This window comes from Massilia sp. GCM10023247 (assembly GCF_042653325.1).
Lineage (GTDB): Bacteria > Pseudomonadota > Gammaproteobacteria > Burkholderiales > Burkholderiaceae_D > Telluria.
This window is the reverse complement of sequence record NZ_JBHSIB010000007.1, coordinates 295,314-310,793: the sequence shown is the minus strand read 5'-3', so window position 1 is coordinate 310,793 and position 15,480 is coordinate 295,314. Positions and strand designations below refer to the sequence as shown.

Below are 15,480 nucleotides of genomic sequence, written 5' to 3'. Positions count from 1 at the left end.
CATTAGCTTGGGGTTTGTGGAAATACGCGCACAAAGTCGTAGCGTGGACGGCTCTGCCGTCCACGCGTTCGAACTACGTATGCAATGCCTGTCGGGCTGATCTCGCATCGGTTGAACGCGTGGACGGAGGATCCGTCCACCCTACAAAAAACGGCTATCCGTCAAGCAAACGTATCGACCGCCCCCGCGCCACCGATAACGCCCGTCCTCTGGCGCGGCATCACCTCCGCCACGGCGCTGTCGCCACCCTTGTCATGATTGCCACGTCCGCCGCCCGGCCGTCCGGAGCCATTCCCGTCCTGCCCCTGGCGCCCCTCGGCACCCGCATTCACCTGGGCATTGCCGAGGGCGATACCGCTTTCGCTCATCATCTCACGCAGGCGCGGCAAGGCGTTTTCCAGGGCTTGGCGCACTTCCAGCTGCTGCGAGGAGAAGGTCACGCTGGCCATGTCGTTCGACACGTTCAAGACCACCTGGACCGGACCGAGGTCCGGCGGGTTCAGCTCCAGCGTGGCGCTCTGGTCCGCACCGCCGACCATCCAGATCACTTTCTGGCCGACTTGCGTGTCCCAGGCCGGGGTGCCGACGCGCGCGCTCAGGCGATCGGTCGGCACGCTGCCGGTGGCCTGGGCGCTTTGCAGCGCGGCCGCTTGCGCCGCCACGCCGCGCAGCGCTTCGGCAGCCGGGGCCGGCTCCTTCGCCGCAGCCTGCGCCACGGTGTCGCGCAAGGTGGCGCTGAAGTCGCGGGCCTCGACGCCCGGCTGCGCCGTGTCGGCCGCCTTGCCCTGCTCGAGCGGGCGCAGGTCGATGCCGGGCTCGGCCTTGGCCTGGGGCTGGCTGCCCACGGCGGCCAGGGTCTCGCCCTCGAGTTGCATGGCGGGCTCGGCGCCGGCTGCCGGCTTGCCCTTGGCCGCGTCGAACAGCGTGTCCGCGTGCGCGGCCGCAGCTTCGGCCGGAACCGGGCTGGCCGGCGCCGGCTGCACCTGGTTGAAGCTGGCAACCAGGGCCAGCATGTCGACCACGGAATCGGCAACCCGGGCGTCGGCGGCGTTTGCCGCCTCGTCGCGCGGCTCGCCCTGGGTCGTGGCAGCCGTTTCCCCGGCCGCCGCTTCCTGCGCGCCCTCGGCCTTGCCGGCGGCCGGTGCCGACTCCTTGGCCGGCTCCCTGGCCGCCTCGCGTGCCGGCGCCCGGGTCTCGTTGGCGGCCGGTTTGGCGGCGGCTTGCGGCCTGGGGGCGGCGGCCGGCGGCGGCGCCATGGCCGGCTGCGGCTGGGCCAGCGCCTGGCGCTGTTCCAGCTGGCGCTGCTCGACCTGGCGCTGCAGCGTGGCGCCGAAATTCACGCCATCGTTCGGCAGGGCCGCGTGGGCGCGCAGGTTCTGGGTTTGCCCGCTACTGGCAGCCTGGATCGGAAGGGAAGTCGTTTGCATGGCCATGTCGGGCTCAAAGGTGATCGTTCAAAACGGTTCAGGCACGGCGCACGGTACGCGCCGCGTGATCGTCCATCATTTTTTGGTCGCGCTTGTTTTCAAGCTTGAGCGCCTCGGCCGCCGCGCGTTCGGTCAGGGTGCGGTAGGACAGGCGCTTGCGTTCGCTTTCCTGCCAGCGCGTTTTCTCGAGGTCGCGCTTGTAGTTCGCGTGTTTCAGTACTTCCTGCTGGCCATTGATTGCGTTGTCGAGCTTGCCGACAAAGGCCACGAAATTGGCGTAGGCGAAGGGCGTGATGCCCGCCATCTGCGCCTGGTCGAGGCGGTTCGCGTAGTCGTCGCGGTAGCCCAGCAGCATCTGCAGTTTTTGTTCCGCTTCCTCGACGGCCTTCAAAGCCGCGCCGAGCCGCTTGGCGGCGGCGTCGGAATCGCGCTGGGCCAGCTCGATCAATGTTTCTAGAGCGGAAGTATTTGCCATAATGAATCAAGTATAGCGAGCCAGCCGCCGGCCCGATCAGCTGAACAGAGAGGTCAATTGCCCCAAGCTCTGGCCCATATTCGTGTTCTCGTGGATCTCCTGGCACAGGAATTCCTCGATCTGCCCGTTCAGGGCGATCGCCTGGTCGAGCACCGGGTCGCTGCCGGCCGCATACGCGCCGACGCTGATCAGGTCGCGCGAACGCTGGTAGCGCGAATACAGCTGCTTGAGCTTCCTCGCGGCCAGCTGGTGCTCGTGCGAGGTGATGCCGTGCATGGCGCGGCTGATCGACTGCTCGATGTCGATCGCAGGGTAGTGGCCGGCCTCGGCCAGGTGGCGGTCGAGGACGATGTGGCCGTCCAGGATGCCCCGCGCGGCGTCGGCGATCGGGTCCTGCTGGTCGTCGCCTTCGGACAGCACCGTATAAAAGGCGGTGATCGAGCCGCCGCCCTCGATGCCGTTGCCGGCGCGCTCGACCAGCACCGGGAGCTTGGCGAACACCGATGGCGGGTAGCCTTTGGTGGCCGGCGGTTCGCCGATCGCCAGCGCGATTTCGCGCTGCGCCATCGCGTAGCGGGTCAGCGAGTCCATGATCAGGAGGACGTTCTTGCCCTGGTCGCGGAAGTGTTCGGCGATCGCCGTGGCGTAGGCCGCGCCCTGCAGGCGCATCAGCGGCGGGCTGTCGGCGGGCGCGGCGACGACCGCCGAGCGCGCCATGCCTTCTTCGCCGAGGATCTGTTCGATGAATTCCTTCACTTCGCGTCCGCGCTCGCCGATCAGGCCGACGACGATCACGTCGGCCGTCGTGTAGCGCGCAATCATGCCCAGCAGGACCGACTTGCCGACACCGGTGCCGGCGAACAGGCCGAGACGCTGGCCGCGGCCGACGGTGAGCATGGCGTTGATCGCGCGCACGCCGACATCCAGGGTTTCCTTGATCGGCGCGCGGTCGAGCGGGTTGACCGGGCGCGCATTGATCGGGGCGACCTCGCTGGTCTCGAGCGGACCCTTGCCGTCGAGCGGGCGGCCGGCGCCGTCGACCACGCGCCCCAGCAGTTTCATGCCGACCGGCAGGTGGCGCGCGCGGTCGCTCGGGCGGCGGCGCGGATGGTTCACGGTGCCGGGGCCGGGCACCGGCATTTCGACCGGGAACACGCGCGAGCCGGGAACCACGCCTTCCACATCGCTTTGCGGCATCAGGAACAGGCGCTCGCCTTCGAATCCGACCACTTCGGCCTCGATCCTGGCCCCGTTCGGCAGCGGGACGGTGCAGGCGCTGCCGACGGCCAGGCGCAGCCCGACGCATTCCATTACCAGCCCGGCCACGCGGGTGACGCGTCCCGAGACCTGCATCGGCTCGACGAAACCGAGCAGCGAATTGCAGTCGGCCAGGTAGGATTTCCAGCGCGCGGTGTGCGGGTCCGCTGCGCGGTTGGTTGCCTGAGTCAAGCGAGCCACTCCACGTTCTTGCCGAGTGCGTGCGAGAGGCGCGCCCAGCGCGCCGCTGCCTGGGCGTCGATCTGGTTGCTGGCGGTATCGACCTTGCAGCCGCCGCGGCCGATCTGCGGATCGGCCACCACGCGCCAGCCGCCCTTGTCGAGTTCGTCCGACAAGGCGGCGCGCACGATCTCGACGTCCTCCGGATTCAGCGCCAGCACGGCCGGGGCCTGCAGCACCGGCAGGTAGTCGATCGCCTCGCGCACGATGGGGATGATCAGTTCCGGACGCACCTCGAAGGCGCTGCGCACCATCGACCGGGCCAGGTGCAGGGCCAGGTCGAGCACGTCGGAGGCGATGGTTTCGTCGGCCGCGGCGACGGCCTGGCTGAAGGTGGTGGCGACCGCGCGCAGCGCGGCCATCTCGTCGGCGGTTTCCTGCTGGCCGGCCGCGAACGCTTCGCTGTGGCCGGTCGTGCGGCCTTCGAGCAGGCCCTCGGCATAGCCTTCGGCGTGTCCCTCGGCGCGCGCCGCCTCGCGGATCGCTTCGAGTTCGGCGGCGGTCGGCAACTGGATGGCCGGTTGACGAGAAGACCCTGCCGCTGCTGCTGCCGCTGCCGCGGAAGCAGCAGCGGCAGCCCGTTCCTCGGCCTGGATGCGCGCCGCCAGCGAACTGGGGCGCTCGTCGCCGAAGGAGGTCATTTCCCAGCGCTTGAAGGCGCCTTGCATGTCTTTGCTCATGGTCTACCGATCACACGAAGGAATCGTCGCCCTTGCCGCCCAGGACGATCTGGCCTTCGTCGGCCAGGCGCCGCACGATCTGCAGGATCTGTTTTTGCTGCGCTTCGACTTCGGACAGGCGCACCGGCCCCTTCGATTCAAGGTCTTCGCGCATCATTTCGCTGGCACGCTGGCTCATGTTCTTGAAGATCTTCTCGCGCAGGTCTTGCGAGGCGCCTTTCAGGGCGATGATCAGCATGTCGGACTGGACTTCGCGCAGCAGCAGCTGGATGCCGCGGTCGTCGATGTCGATGATGTTGTCGAACACGAACATCTCGTCCATGATCTTCTGCGCCATGTCGTTGTCGTAGTTCTTGATGTTCTCCATGACCGCGCTTTCCTGCTCGCCCGCCATGAAGTTCAGGATCTCGGCCGCGGTGCGCACGCCGCCCAGCGACGATTTTTTAATATGCTCGTTGCCCGACAGGAGCTTGGTCAGCACGTCGTTCAGTTCGCGCAGTGCCGCCGGCTGCACGCCGTCGAGGGTGGCGATGCGCAGCACGACGTCGTTGCGCAGGCGGTCGGTGAAGTGGCTCAGGATTTCGCAGGCCTGGTCGCGCTCGAGGTGGACCAGGATGGTGGCGATGATCTGCGGATGCTCGTTGCGGATCAGTTCCGACACCGACTGCGCGTCCATCCACTTCAGGCTCTCGATGCCCGAGGCGTCCTTGCCGCCCAGGATGCGGTTGAGCAGCACGGCGGCCTTGTCGTCGCCCAGCGCCTTGGTCAGCACTTCGCGGATGTATTCGTCCGAATCGAGCCCGACGTCCGAATGGGCGTCGGCTTCGTCGCGGAAGGCTTCCAGTACGTTGACCACCTGCTCGTGCTGCACCGATTTCATGGCCGCCATCGCCGCGCCGAGCTTGAGCACCTCGCGCGGGCCGAGGAATTTCATCACCTCGGCCGCTTCCGATTCGCCCAGCGCCAGCATCAGGATGGCTGCCTTGGTGATGCCGTCTTTGTCCTTGTCGCTCATTCCGAACCCACCCATGCCTTGATTACGTTAGCCACGATGCGCGGATCGTCGCGCGCCATTTCCTTTGCCAGCGCCAGGTTGGCGCGGTAGCTGCGCTCGCGCGGCGCTTCCTCGCCCTCCGGCTCGGCCGGCAGGCCGTCGGCGCCGAGCGTCACGACGGCATCCTCGTCCTCTTCCTCTTCCTTCTTGTCCTCTTCCGGGACCGCGGTCGCTTCGTCGAACTTGCGCACCACCGGGCGCAGCAGCGGGCGCAGGATGCGGAAGTAGAGGAAGGCGATGATCGCCGCGATCAACAGGTACTTGCCCGCTTCCATGGCCAGCGGCAGGTTGGCCGGGTCCTTGTACCAGTCCGGTGCGTTCTCGTCGGGGCGGTCGACGCCGTCGAAGGGGGCGTTGGCGACGTTCATGGTGTCGCCGCGCGCCTGCGAGTAACCCATCGCCTGCTTGACCAGTTCGTTGATCTGGGCGACTTCGGCGGCGGCCAGCGGTTTCACGGTCACCTTGCCCGTGTTGGGATCGACCGAACGCCGGTAGTTCACCACCACGCCCACCGTCAGGCGCTTGATGCCACCCATCGGACGCTGCTCGTAGCGGACAGTCTTGTCCACTTCGTAATTGGTGGTGGCGTCCTTGCGGCTCGGGCCGGTGGTCGTTTGTGCTGCGCCGGCGGGAGCGGTGCCGTCGAGCGGGGCGGTCGCCACGCCCGGCGGCTGGTTCGACAGCGCGCCGGGGATGCCGTTGGCCGGGCCGGTCGTCGGCCCCAGCTGCTCGGAGGTCTGCTGGCTGCGGATCGCCTGCGGCTCCGGCGGCGAGTTCGGCTTGTACATCTCGGCGGCGGTATCGACCTGCGCGAAATCGATCTCGGCGGTCGCCTCGGCGCGCACATTGCCCTTGCCGACGATCGGCGTGATCAGCGACTCGACCTGCTTGATGATGTTCTGCTGGACCTGCTCGACATATTTCAACTGGGTCGCATCGAGCTGCTTGCCCAGGCCGCTGTTTTTCGGCTGCTCGGACAGCAGGTTGCCGTTCTGGTCGACGACGGTGACGTTGCCGGTCGTGAGTTCGGGGATGCTCGAGGCTACCAGGTGGACGATGGCGCTGACCTGGCCCGGGTCGAGCGCGCGGCCCGCTTGCAGGTTCAACAGGACCGAGGCGGTCGGCTTTTGCTGGTCGCGCACGAACACCGACGGTTTCGGCAGCGCCAGGTGCACGCGCGCGCCGGCCACCGAGCCGAGCGACTGGATCGAGCGCGCCAGCTCGCCTTCGAGCGAGCGCTGGTAGTTCACCTGCTCGAGGAACTGGGACACGCCCAGCTTCTGGTTTTCCATCAGTTCGAAGCCGACGTTGCCGCCTTTCGGCAATCCTTGCGCGGCCAGTTTCAGGCGCAGGTCGGGGACCTGCGCGGCCGGCACCAGGATCGCGCTGCCGCCTTCGGAAAATTTGTAGGGCACGCCCATCTGGTCGAGCGAGGCGGTGATCGCGCCGCCGTCCTTGTCGCTGTAGTTGGCATACAGGACGCGGTAGTCCGGTCCCTGGCTCCACATCCAGATCGCGACGATGACCGCCAGCGCGGCCGCCACCCCACCACCGATGAGCACGTTTCGACCCATGGGGGTCTTCAGGAGCGGTTGCGGCTGGGCAGGGGTGTCGAGCAGATCGTCGGCGGTCGCGGCCATGTTGTTGTCCAAGGGAAAAAGGAGATCAGGCCGCATTATGAAGCCTTGCGGCAACATTTAAAGGGGAGAATAGGGGCCGGTTTCCCTTCCTGCTCGGGGCAGCCGCTTGCACGGAGCTTGGTAAGCTGTGAACCTGACATTGCTCCCTTAGAGCCTATCCCAGCAGCCACGAGTCGCTGCTGACGCGCCTGACAAACGGGGGCGGCGTTGCTCGTCGTTGCATGGCTGGCCATGCGGCCTCCTCGCGCCTTGCCCGCGTTTGCCATGCTGACGCCATCCGCTTCCCCGTGGCTACTGGGATAGGCTCTTAGCGTTTGGGAGCACACAAGCGACAACAGGAGAACCCATGAACGTAGGCGGAATCGACAGCAGCCGGATCGAAGCGATGATGGCCCAGCTCAAGGCCGCGGCCACCAGGCCGGCGGCACCGGCATTGGCGCCCGGCGGTGCGGGTGCCGCGCTCGGCGTCAACGAAGGCGCCTCGAAGGTCAGTTTTTCCGACGCGCTGAAGAACTCGCTGCAGCAGGTCAGCGATACCCAGAAGCACTCGCAGGAGCTCAGCCAGCGTTTTACGATGGGCGACGAGAGCGTCAGCCTGTCGGACGCGATGATCGCGATGCAGAAGTCGAGCATCTCCTTCCAGGCGACGGTGCAGGTGCGCAACAAGCTGGTGTCGGCGTATCACGAGATCATGAATATGCAGGTGTGACGTTCGACGAGGGGACATAAAAACGGCCGCGCTTCCGGAAGGAAGGCGGCCGTTTTGCTTTGTACGGTGGACTTGGGAGCGCACGCGTTTCAGCGGTGGGCTCGGGAGTCCACCCTACGCCTTAACCTAATCCTGCCAGCCTGGCGTTGCGCTCGCGCTCGAGCCGGGTGATATAGCGCTGCACGGCCGCCATGTTGCCGCGGGAAATGTCGACAAACATGCAGCCGATCCGGCGGCTGGTTTTATTGTTCAGCATGGTCACGTCGAGCGCGTTGCGCACCTGGAGCGAGGTCGTGACCGTGCCGATGTCGGGCAGGTCGATGCGGCAGCCGGTGAAGGTCTGGCCGATCGTCGAGTTGAGCATCATCTTGTTGTCGAGCAGGGCGACGCCGCCGCAGCTGATGTCGGCCAGCGGGAAGCTGGCATTGCCGCCGCCCAGTTCGAAAGGCAGCGGCACCAGGGCCAGCACCGGGTTGGTCACCGGCGTGGGCATGCGGTAGAACTCGCGGCGCTGCAGGCGGATGAGGGAGGCGGGAATCTCGGCTGCCAGCGCGGCCGAGCCTTCGAAATCGGTGTCGTGCAGGCCGCCCAGGCTGAACAGGATGCGGATCTTGTCGAGGTAGGTCTCGCAGCTCACGCCTAGGGCATTGACGATGCGCTCGTTCTGCTCGCGGTTGATCGAACGGTCGAGGACGAACTGGCCGCCATCGGCGTCGACATCGAGGATCGAGGTCACGCACACGTCCGCCTCGCCCTTGATCTTCATGCGGATCAGTTGTTTCTTTTCCTGGATCTGGCGCAGCAGCGCGACGATTTCCCGGCGCGAGCTCACCTCGTAGTCGTGCCAGTTTTCCATTTCTGCGTCATACGTTGCTTGCATCTTGTTCCGCCGCTGTTCCAGGTAATAGTGCAGGTGAGTCGATCAGGAGCGCGCTGTCGGGAGGGGCCGGAAGAGGCTGGCCGGATTGTTGCGCTGACTCAATATGATATAGCCATGCTAACAGTTCCGCAATCGCGCGGTAAAGCGCCGGCGGGATCTGACCATCGAGGTCGACGTCCATCAGCAGCGACACCAGTTCCTTCGATTCGTGGACGAATACGCCGGCTTCCCTGGCGCGCTCGATGATCTGCTCGGCCACCAGTCCGTGGCCCTTGGCGACGACGGTCGGCGCGTTCGACCCGGCCGCATAGGCGAGGGCGACGGCGTGCCGGCGGCGCGGCGGGGCGGGGCTGGTCATGCGTCCTCCCGGCCATGGATGCGCAGCGCCGCCAGCTCGCTGCCGGCGGCGCCCAGGGCTTCCTGCAGGCGCGGTGCGCCCTCGCGCAGCAGTCCGGCGGCGCCGTTCCCCGCCTCCAGGTCGACGTGCAAGCGATTGCCGCGCAGGCTGACGCGCGCCTCGACCTCGCCCAGCAGCGCGAAGCGCAGGCGCAGGCGGCTTTCCCAGCGCGGCGCGTCAGCCTGCCCGGTGCCGGCGTCGGCGCCGTCCTCGCGCGCGATGTGCCATTCCAGGGGTTGGCCCGGCGCCAGCTGGCCCTGCCAGGCAAGCTGGCCGCTCTCGTGGGCGGCCAGTTGCTGGTTGATGAGCTGGGCGGTGGCGGGTTCGGTCGGAGGCGTGCCGGGCGCCTTGTGCGCCTGCGGCTCGGCCATCAGCTCGGCCAGCGGCCGCTTGCCCTCGGCCCATTGGGCCAGGTGGGATTCGTAGAACAGGCCGCTTTTCGCGATCGCTTGCCGCAACTGGCCGGCCAGCTGCGCCGGGTCCGGCGCGCCGTGCGGCAGCAGGGGCGCCGTGCCGGCGACGGGACTGGCGCCGCCCTGCAGTACCTGGGACAGCAGGCGCGCGGCCGGGCTCAGGTCGGCCGCGTCCTGGGGGCCGGCCGGCTGCATCAGGGAAGAGCTTGCCGCGGCGACGCTGGCGGCCAGCGCGGCCGCAGGCGCGCCGAGCGGCACCAGCTTGCCCTGCAGGGTCGCGTCGCCCAGGCCGAAGGTCGGCTGCGGCGACGCGGCCAGCACGGTCATCGTCAGCTGTGCACCCGGCTGGGTGCCTGGCGGGAGCATCATACGGACCGGTGTTTCGGCTACCCGGACCATGAAGCTGCCATCCTGCATGCGGGCCAGCACCGAGACCGGCACTTTGCTGCCGAGCATGGTTGCCAGGGTGCGCTGGAACGCTTCCAGGCGCGGGTCGCCGCTGCGCTCGAGCGGCAGCGCCGGCCGGACCGGCAGCGGGGCGCTGACGCCCGGGCTGGAAATGCGCTCGGCCATGAGGCGGGGGAACTAGGACATCGCAGGACTGCGCGCGGGCACCGCGGTCAGACGCTGCCGTAGGCGTTGGCGAGGCGGCGCTGGGTACCGGAGTTGCTGATCAGCGCAGACAGCTGCGCCATCCATGGCATCGTCAGGTCACGGATGCGGCGGTCGTCGGCCAGGATGCGGCGGATGCATTCGATCTTGGCCTGGCGCCCGGTCGAATTGAGTTCGACCGCCGCCTCGCAGCGCTGGAGCGTGTCGACATGCTGGGTGCAGCGCTGCTCGAGCACCACCAACTGGTCCCAGTCGCCGGCCTCGGCGGCTGCAAGCATCTGCCCGGTGAGTTCGGCCACCGCGGCGTATTCCGACAAGACTTCCTGGTTGGTCATCATCAGGCGCTCGCCAGGATAGGAGCTTGGGCCATCGTATCCTGCTGCGCCGGCTTTTCGCCGATTTGCATCCAGGCGTCGCGCAGGTCGGCCAACAGGACTTGCACCTCGTCGAGCATGGCGCTCTGGTTCTGCAGGCTGGCCGTGAGCAGGCGCTGGGTCATGTAGACGTACAGGGCGTCCAGGTTGGCGGCGATCTCGCCGCCGCCTTTCTTGTCGAGGCTGGCACGCAGGCCACTATCGATGATGTCGAGTGCCTTGCCGATCGCGACGCCCTTCTCGGCGATCTCGCCGGCCGCCATGTGGCGCGCGGCGTTCTTGACGGCCGCCAGCGCCCCGTCGTAGAGCAGGACGATCAGTTTATGGGGGGAGGCGGAAATCACCGAGGTTTCCAGTCCCACTTTGGCGTAAGCGTTAACGCCGCGCTGCATCGATCCAAACATCGTGAACCTCCAATACTTCCATGGCTGGGAGCGCGCCGGGCGCGCTCCCTGATAAATTTTCGTGCCGCTTCCGGCGGGCAGGCGTCAAAGCCCGCTGCCATTGTCCAGCGAAGCTAGTTTACTGGCTTAACGGCAGCTTCTAACCGGACTTGAGAGCAGGGAATACCCGGCTTTTTGCGGCTTTGTCATCCGCATAACGGTTCGGGCTGGCGTGGAAGTGGCGCTGGACGGGAGAATTGTGGTTTGCGTGCCAACAAATAAGCCGGGCGCGCAGGATGCGGGAGATCAGTCGTTGCGCGGCATTTTGCGGCGCTCGTGGTGGCGTCGCAGTTCGGGCGATTGCAGCGCCCGGGTCAGGATGGAGCGTGAGACATTGCAGGTGTCGAGATAGCTCAGCGCGAACTCGACCCCGCGGATATCCACCAGGTACAGAGCATATTCGGCAGTCAGCGCCGTCTGCTCGTCGGTTCTTCGTTGGGTCATCATTGCTTTCACCATTGACAAGGAGCGAGCGGTGGCAGCGTGTTGCCGCACCAGGCCAGCCCGCGTTCGCGCATGTTCATTGCGCTGATCTCGCGTTGTTACAATGATATCCAGCTTGCGGGTGCGCACCGGAGCCAATTGTGAGAAATTGTTTCCGTTGCAAAGCTGCATCAAGTCGGGGTGCGGCGCCATGCGCGCCCCTGGTCCGGGCGTACGGCCAGGTAGCGCCCGGCATCGCGGGCGTCGAGCGGACGGGCGTACAGGAAACCCTGCGCCTGGTCGCAGCCGCTGTCGCGCAGGGCCCCGGCCTGGGCCGCCAGTTCGACCCCTTCCGCCACGACGCGCAGGTTGAGGCGGTGCGCCATGGCCACGATCGCGCTCACGATCGCGCGCGAATCGGCGCTGTGCACCATGTCGTGGATGAAGGACTTGTCGATCTTGAGCTTGTCGATGGGCAGGCGCTTGAGGTAGCTGAAGCTCGAATAGCCGGTGCCGAAGTCGTCGATGCTGAGCGTGACGCCGAGTTTTTTCAGGCGGTGCATGATGGCCAGGCTGCGTTCCGGGTCGGCCATCGACACGCTCTCGGTCAGCTCCAGCTCGAGGGCGTCGGCGCCGACGCCGGCGCCCTGCAGCAGGTGCTCGATGAGCCCCGCCACGTCGCCCTGCAGGAACTGGCGCGCCGACAGGTTGACCGCCACCGGCACCGGCGGCAGGCCTTCTTCGCGCCAGTCGGCCATCTGGCGGATCGCGCTGCCGACGATCCATTCCCCGATCGGGACGATCAGCCCCGTTTCCTCGGCAATCGGGATGAATTCGTCGGGCGGCACGATGCCGTAGACGGGGTGCTGCCAGCGCAGCAAGGCCTCGAAGCCGGCCAGGGTGCCGCCGCGCAGATCGATCTTCGGCTGGTATTGCAGGTAGAGCTCGCCGCGTTCGAGGGCGCGCCGCAACTGGCTCTCCAGCGCCATCCGGCGCCCGAGCTCACGCCGCTGGTGCAGCGCGAAGTGCTCGATACGGGCGCCGCCCAGGGCCTTGGCGTGACGCATCGCCGCGGCCGCGTTGTTGAGCAGCGCCTCGGCATCCTCGCCATCCTGCGGGAAGCAGGCAAAACCGACGCTGCAGGTGAGGGTGATCTCGTTGCCGGACCAGAAAATGCTGTGCTGGACCGTGTTCATCAGCCGCCCTTGCTGCGCCGCCGGGCCCTTCCCGGTGCCGGATTCGTTCAGCACCAGGAAAAATTCGTCGTTGCCGGTGCGCGCCAGCATCTCGCCCGGCGCCAGCTTCGCCTCCAGGCTGCGCGTGACGGCCACCAGCGCCTCGTCGCCGGCGGCGTGGCCGAGCGCCTCGTTGATGCGCTTGAAGCGGTCGATGTTGAGGCAGGCCACCGCGACCGACGCACCGCGGGCGCGCCAGTCGTCGACGCCGGCGCAGATATTGCGCAGCAGCGCGTGGCGGTTCGCCAGGCCCGTCAGCGTATCGTGGGTCAGCAGGAATTCGACCTGGCCGGCGGCGCTGGCCAGCTGCGCGCCGGACGCATCCTGCGCGCTCTGGCCGTGCAGCTGGGCTTGCAGTTGTTCGCGCAATTGTTCGTGCAGCTGCTGGGCGGCGAGCGCCAGCTGGCGGTGATAGATCAGCTCCTCGACCATGCGCGCCAGCTCGTGCAGCTCGGCCAGCTCGGCTTCGCCGATGTCGCGCGGTTCGGTGTCGATGACGCACAGGGTGCCGAGCTTGGCGCGTTCGACCGAGTAGAGCTGGACCCCGGCATAGAAACGGATGTAGGGCGCCCCGGCCACGATCGGGTTGTCGGCGAAGCGCGGATCGTTGGCGGCGTCGGGGATGACGAGCGGGGCGTCGGTGAGAATGGCGTGGCCGCAGAAGGAGACGTCGCGCGAGGTGTATTCGGAGGCGAAGCCGCAGCGCGACTTGAACCACTGGACGTCGCTGCCGACCAGGGAAATCAGGGCGGTAGGCACGTCCAGCAGCTTGGCCGCCATGCGCGTGATCCGGTCGAATGCCTCTTCGGGACCCGTGCCGAACAGATTCGTCGCGTACAGCGCGGCGAGGCGCTTGGCCTCGTCGACCGGAATCTCTGGTTTCTGCATATTTCACAATTTGCCGGCTCGTCTTCCGGCACCTGTATATAGGAGCGTGACGCCAGATTCCGCCGTTTTTGCTACGGCGGGCCCGACAGGAATTGTGTCATGCTTTTATAGAAAGAAATGTGAAACAAGGTCGTCCGGTGCGAGTGACCAAGAGGGTGCGGGCGCTCGGCCTGCCCTGAACATGGCAGGCCGAGCGCCGGTTGTGCGGCGTGCCCGGCGCGGCGTGCCCGGCCGGGACAAAGAAGGCCGGCGTATGCCTTAGCGCAGGTTCGCCAATGCCGCCAGTTGCTGGCTCAGGTAAGCGCTGGTCGAGTTCATGCTGCTGATCATCGAGTCGAGCGCCGTATATTGCCTGCGCAGCCGCTTTTCGGTCTCTACCAAGCGTTGTTCGATGCGGTCGCGATTGCTGGAAACCGTCTTGATCGAAGCATTGATGCCGTCGCTGCGCAGCGCGAGGGCGCCCTCCGCATCGAGCAGCTTGCGCGCGAATTGATCGAACTGGGCGGCGTAGCCCTGCGAATAGCTGACGCTGCCACGGCTGCCGCTGCCTTCGATGATCAGTGCCATGCCTTCGCTGGGGCTGCCCGCGGCGCCGGTGAGGGTGCGGCCGGAGCCGACCGCGGGAACGCCGCCGATCGTGCCGATGATGTCCTTGCCGGCGACCGCTGTGCCGGCGCCGCCCAGCAGGCTGGTCCCGGCCGCATCGGCGGCGATGGAGACGTTCGAGCCGGCGCCCCAGCGGTTGGAGGTGATCGACAGCGTCCCGTTGGTGTGGCTGACCGATACCGACGACCCGGCACCGGAAAAGGCGGGGGTGCCGTTGATTTTCGTTTGCAACTCGGCCACCAGCGCGTCGAAGCTGGCGTAGGTGCCGTTCGCCAGCGTGACACTGGCTCGCACGCCGTCGAGCGTGATATCGAGTGTATTGTTGCCGTCGCCGATGGTCAGCGGCGTCGCATTTGCGCCAGTGAGGGCGCCGCGTGCGGCGGCCTGGCTGACCTCGATTGCATAGTTGCCCGGCACGGTCTTGGCGCCGGCGCTCTTGAAGCTGACCTGGCTATCCGTCGGCTTCCCGACCGATGCGAAGAGTCCGGCGATATCGTCGAAGTTCGTCGCGGCCGCCTTCTTCAGCTTGGCGTCGTCCAGGGTCATCACGCCCCCCTTGAGGGTGACGCCGATCTCGGAGAGCACGCTGAAGGCGCCGCTGTTGCTGACCGGGCTTCCCAGCATCGCGCGCAGTTCGTTGCGGATCGAGCGCACCGTCGAATCACTGTTGAGTACGGCTGCGGTCTTGGTCGTCTCGTTATACGCCGTCAGGTCGGTGAGTTTCTTGCTGATGTCGTTGAATGCGCTGACAAACTTCGCCACCGAGGCCGAGACGGTGTCGGTGTCGCGTGCCAAATCGAGGGTGGTCGGGCTGCCGACATTGGTTTTTGCCAGCGTCAGCGTGACACCGTCGAGCACGTCGCTCGGGGTATTCGTGGCGGTGCTGATCGCGATGCCGTCGAGCTTGAACTCGGCATTTTTCGCAGTGACCGATTCGCTCAGGGCCTGGGCGCCTTGCGGGTCGTGGCCAAGCAGGGCTTGCAGGGCGGGATCGCCGGCCACGCTGATCTTCATGCTGTTTGCTTGGCCGCTGGCCGTTTGAGTCAGCACCAGGCGGTAGGGGGAAGCACCGCCGTCGTTCACGATCGACGCCGTCACTCCGGCGTCGGCCTTGTTGATCGCGTCGCGGATGCCGCTCAGCGAGGTATTGGCGGGATCGATGGTGATGGTCTTGGCGCCGCTGCCATTCGGCGTGAAGCTGGCGCCCGCGTACTTGCCGGAGGCGGCATCGAAACTGCCACCGGTTCCCAGCGCAATCGTGCCGAGATCGATTGTGATCGTGCTGCTGCTCGTGCCTTGGCCGAGCGCCGCCGTGGCGCTGGCCTGGCCGCTGGTCACCAGTTTCTGCGACTGTGCCAGCTGGCTCACTTCGAGCGAATACTTGCCGGGGGTGGCTTTCGGGCCGGCGCTCGCGCTGGCAACGGCCGAGTCGGCGATCTTGGCGCTGATCGCCTGGAACTTGCCGATATCGGACAGCCCGGCGGCGGCGCTCTGGAAGCTCGCCATCGCACTCTTGAGCGAGCCGATCGCCGAGAGCTGCGACTGGAAGCTGGCTACGCGCTTGTCGAGCAGGTCGATGGGCCGCCGTTCGACAGCCATCAACTGGCTGATGATGCTGTCGATCGGCAGGTTGGAACCGATACCGGCTGAAGAAAGACCCACAATTGCCTCCTGGGAAAACTAGAATATACGGCAGATACGCGACACGGTAATTCAACTGCAGAGGG

General features: G+C 66.7%; 15 protein-coding genes. 1 reads left to right on the top strand and 14 read right to left on the bottom strand.

Translation table 11 applies throughout. The annotated features are described in order from the left end of the window. Positions 1-161 precede the first annotated feature (161 nt). The 6 genes from ACFPAH_RS05070 to fliF all read right to left on the bottom strand — a co-directional run bounded on the left by ACFPAH_RS05070 (position 162) and on the right by fliF (position 6,773). Entirely contained in the window at positions 162-1,427 is a 1,266-nt protein-coding gene (locus tag ACFPAH_RS05070; protein WP_379741595.1) for a flagellar hook-length control protein FliK, read from the bottom strand. A gap of 37 nt (positions 1,428-1,464) precedes the next feature. Next, the gene (gene fliJ / locus ACFPAH_RS05065; RefSeq protein WP_379741592.1) at positions 1,465-1,902 is read right to left on the bottom strand and encodes a flagellar export protein FliJ; all 438 of its coding nucleotides are present in this window, start codon (positions 1,900-1,902) and stop codon (positions 1,465-1,467) included. A gap of 36 nt (positions 1,903-1,938) precedes the next feature. Next, positions 1,939-3,255, bottom strand: coding sequence for a flagellar protein export ATPase FliI (gene fliI / locus ACFPAH_RS05060; protein WP_379742967.1), 1,317 nt, complete (start codon positions 3,253-3,255; stop codon positions 1,939-1,941). A 92-nt stretch (positions 3,256-3,347) separates the two neighbouring features. After that, positions 3,348-4,079, bottom strand: coding sequence for a flagellar assembly protein FliH (locus ACFPAH_RS05055; protein WP_379741589.1), 732 nt, complete (start codon positions 4,077-4,079; stop codon positions 3,348-3,350). Positions 4,080-4,089: 10 nt separating this feature from the next. Next, positions 4,090-5,094, bottom strand: a complete 1,005-nt coding sequence (gene fliG / locus ACFPAH_RS05050) for a flagellar motor switch protein FliG (protein ID WP_379741586.1) — start codon at positions 5,092-5,094, stop codon at positions 4,090-4,092. After that, positions 5,091-6,773, bottom strand: a complete 1,683-nt coding sequence (fliF, locus tag ACFPAH_RS05045; RefSeq protein WP_379741583.1) for a flagellar basal-body MS-ring/collar protein FliF — start codon at positions 6,771-6,773, stop codon at positions 5,091-5,093. Before fliF ends, fliG begins: the two co-directional genes overlap by 4 nt. 346 nt (positions 6,774-7,119) lie before the next feature. Between fliF and fliE the strand changes: the two genes are divergently transcribed. Then, on the top strand, positions 7,120-7,482 hold the full coding sequence (gene fliE / locus ACFPAH_RS05040; RefSeq protein ID WP_379741580.1) for a flagellar hook-basal body complex protein FliE: 363 nt from the start codon (positions 7,120-7,122) through the stop codon (positions 7,480-7,482). 121 nt (positions 7,483-7,603) lie between these two features. Here the strand turns inward: fliE and ACFPAH_RS05035 are convergent, their stop codons facing one another. From ACFPAH_RS05035 to fliD, 8 genes are all read right to left on the bottom strand, one after another. Continuing rightward, complete coding sequence (locus tag ACFPAH_RS05035) at positions 7,604-8,338, bottom strand: flagellar brake protein (protein ID WP_379741577.1); 735 nt, start codon at positions 8,336-8,338, stop codon at positions 7,604-7,606. A gap of 7 nt (positions 8,339-8,345) precedes the next feature. Then, entirely contained in the window at positions 8,346-8,720 is a 375-nt protein-coding gene (locus tag ACFPAH_RS05030) for an EscU/YscU/HrcU family type III secretion system export apparatus switch protein (protein ID WP_379741574.1), read from the bottom strand. Continuing rightward, the gene (locus tag ACFPAH_RS05025; protein ID WP_379741571.1) at positions 8,717-9,745 is read right to left on the bottom strand and encodes a flagellar hook-length control protein FliK; all 1,029 of its coding nucleotides are present in this window, start codon (positions 9,743-9,745) and stop codon (positions 8,717-8,719) included. Before ACFPAH_RS05025 ends, ACFPAH_RS05030 begins: the two co-directional genes overlap by 4 nt. Before the next feature lie 47 nt (positions 9,746-9,792). Continuing rightward, positions 9,793-10,122, bottom strand: coding sequence for a flagellar protein FliT (locus ACFPAH_RS05020; RefSeq protein ID WP_379741568.1), 330 nt, complete (start codon positions 10,120-10,122; stop codon positions 9,793-9,795). Beyond that, the gene (gene fliS / locus ACFPAH_RS05015; protein ID WP_379741565.1) at positions 10,122-10,562 is read right to left on the bottom strand and encodes a flagellar export chaperone FliS; all 441 of its coding nucleotides are present in this window, start codon (positions 10,560-10,562) and stop codon (positions 10,122-10,124) included. The genes ACFPAH_RS05020 and fliS overlap by 1 nt, the downstream gene beginning before the upstream one ends. A gap of 285 nt (positions 10,563-10,847) precedes the next feature. Beyond that, on the bottom strand, positions 10,848-11,237 hold the full coding sequence (locus ACFPAH_RS05010; RefSeq protein WP_379741562.1) for a hypothetical protein: 390 nt from the start codon (positions 11,235-11,237) through the stop codon (positions 10,848-10,850). Then, positions 11,216-13,147 carry a putative bifunctional diguanylate cyclase/phosphodiesterase gene (locus tag ACFPAH_RS05005; protein WP_379741559.1) on the bottom strand — a complete coding sequence of 644 codons (1,932 nt, stop codon included), beginning with the start codon at positions 13,145-13,147 and terminating at the stop codon, positions 11,216-11,218. The genes ACFPAH_RS05010 and ACFPAH_RS05005 overlap by 22 nt, the downstream gene beginning before the upstream one ends. A gap of 258 nt (positions 13,148-13,405) precedes the next feature. Beyond that, complete coding sequence (fliD, locus tag ACFPAH_RS05000; protein WP_379741556.1) at positions 13,406-15,415, bottom strand: flagellar filament capping protein FliD; 2,010 nt, start codon at positions 15,413-15,415, stop codon at positions 13,406-13,408. Positions 15,416-15,480 lie beyond the last annotated feature (65 nt).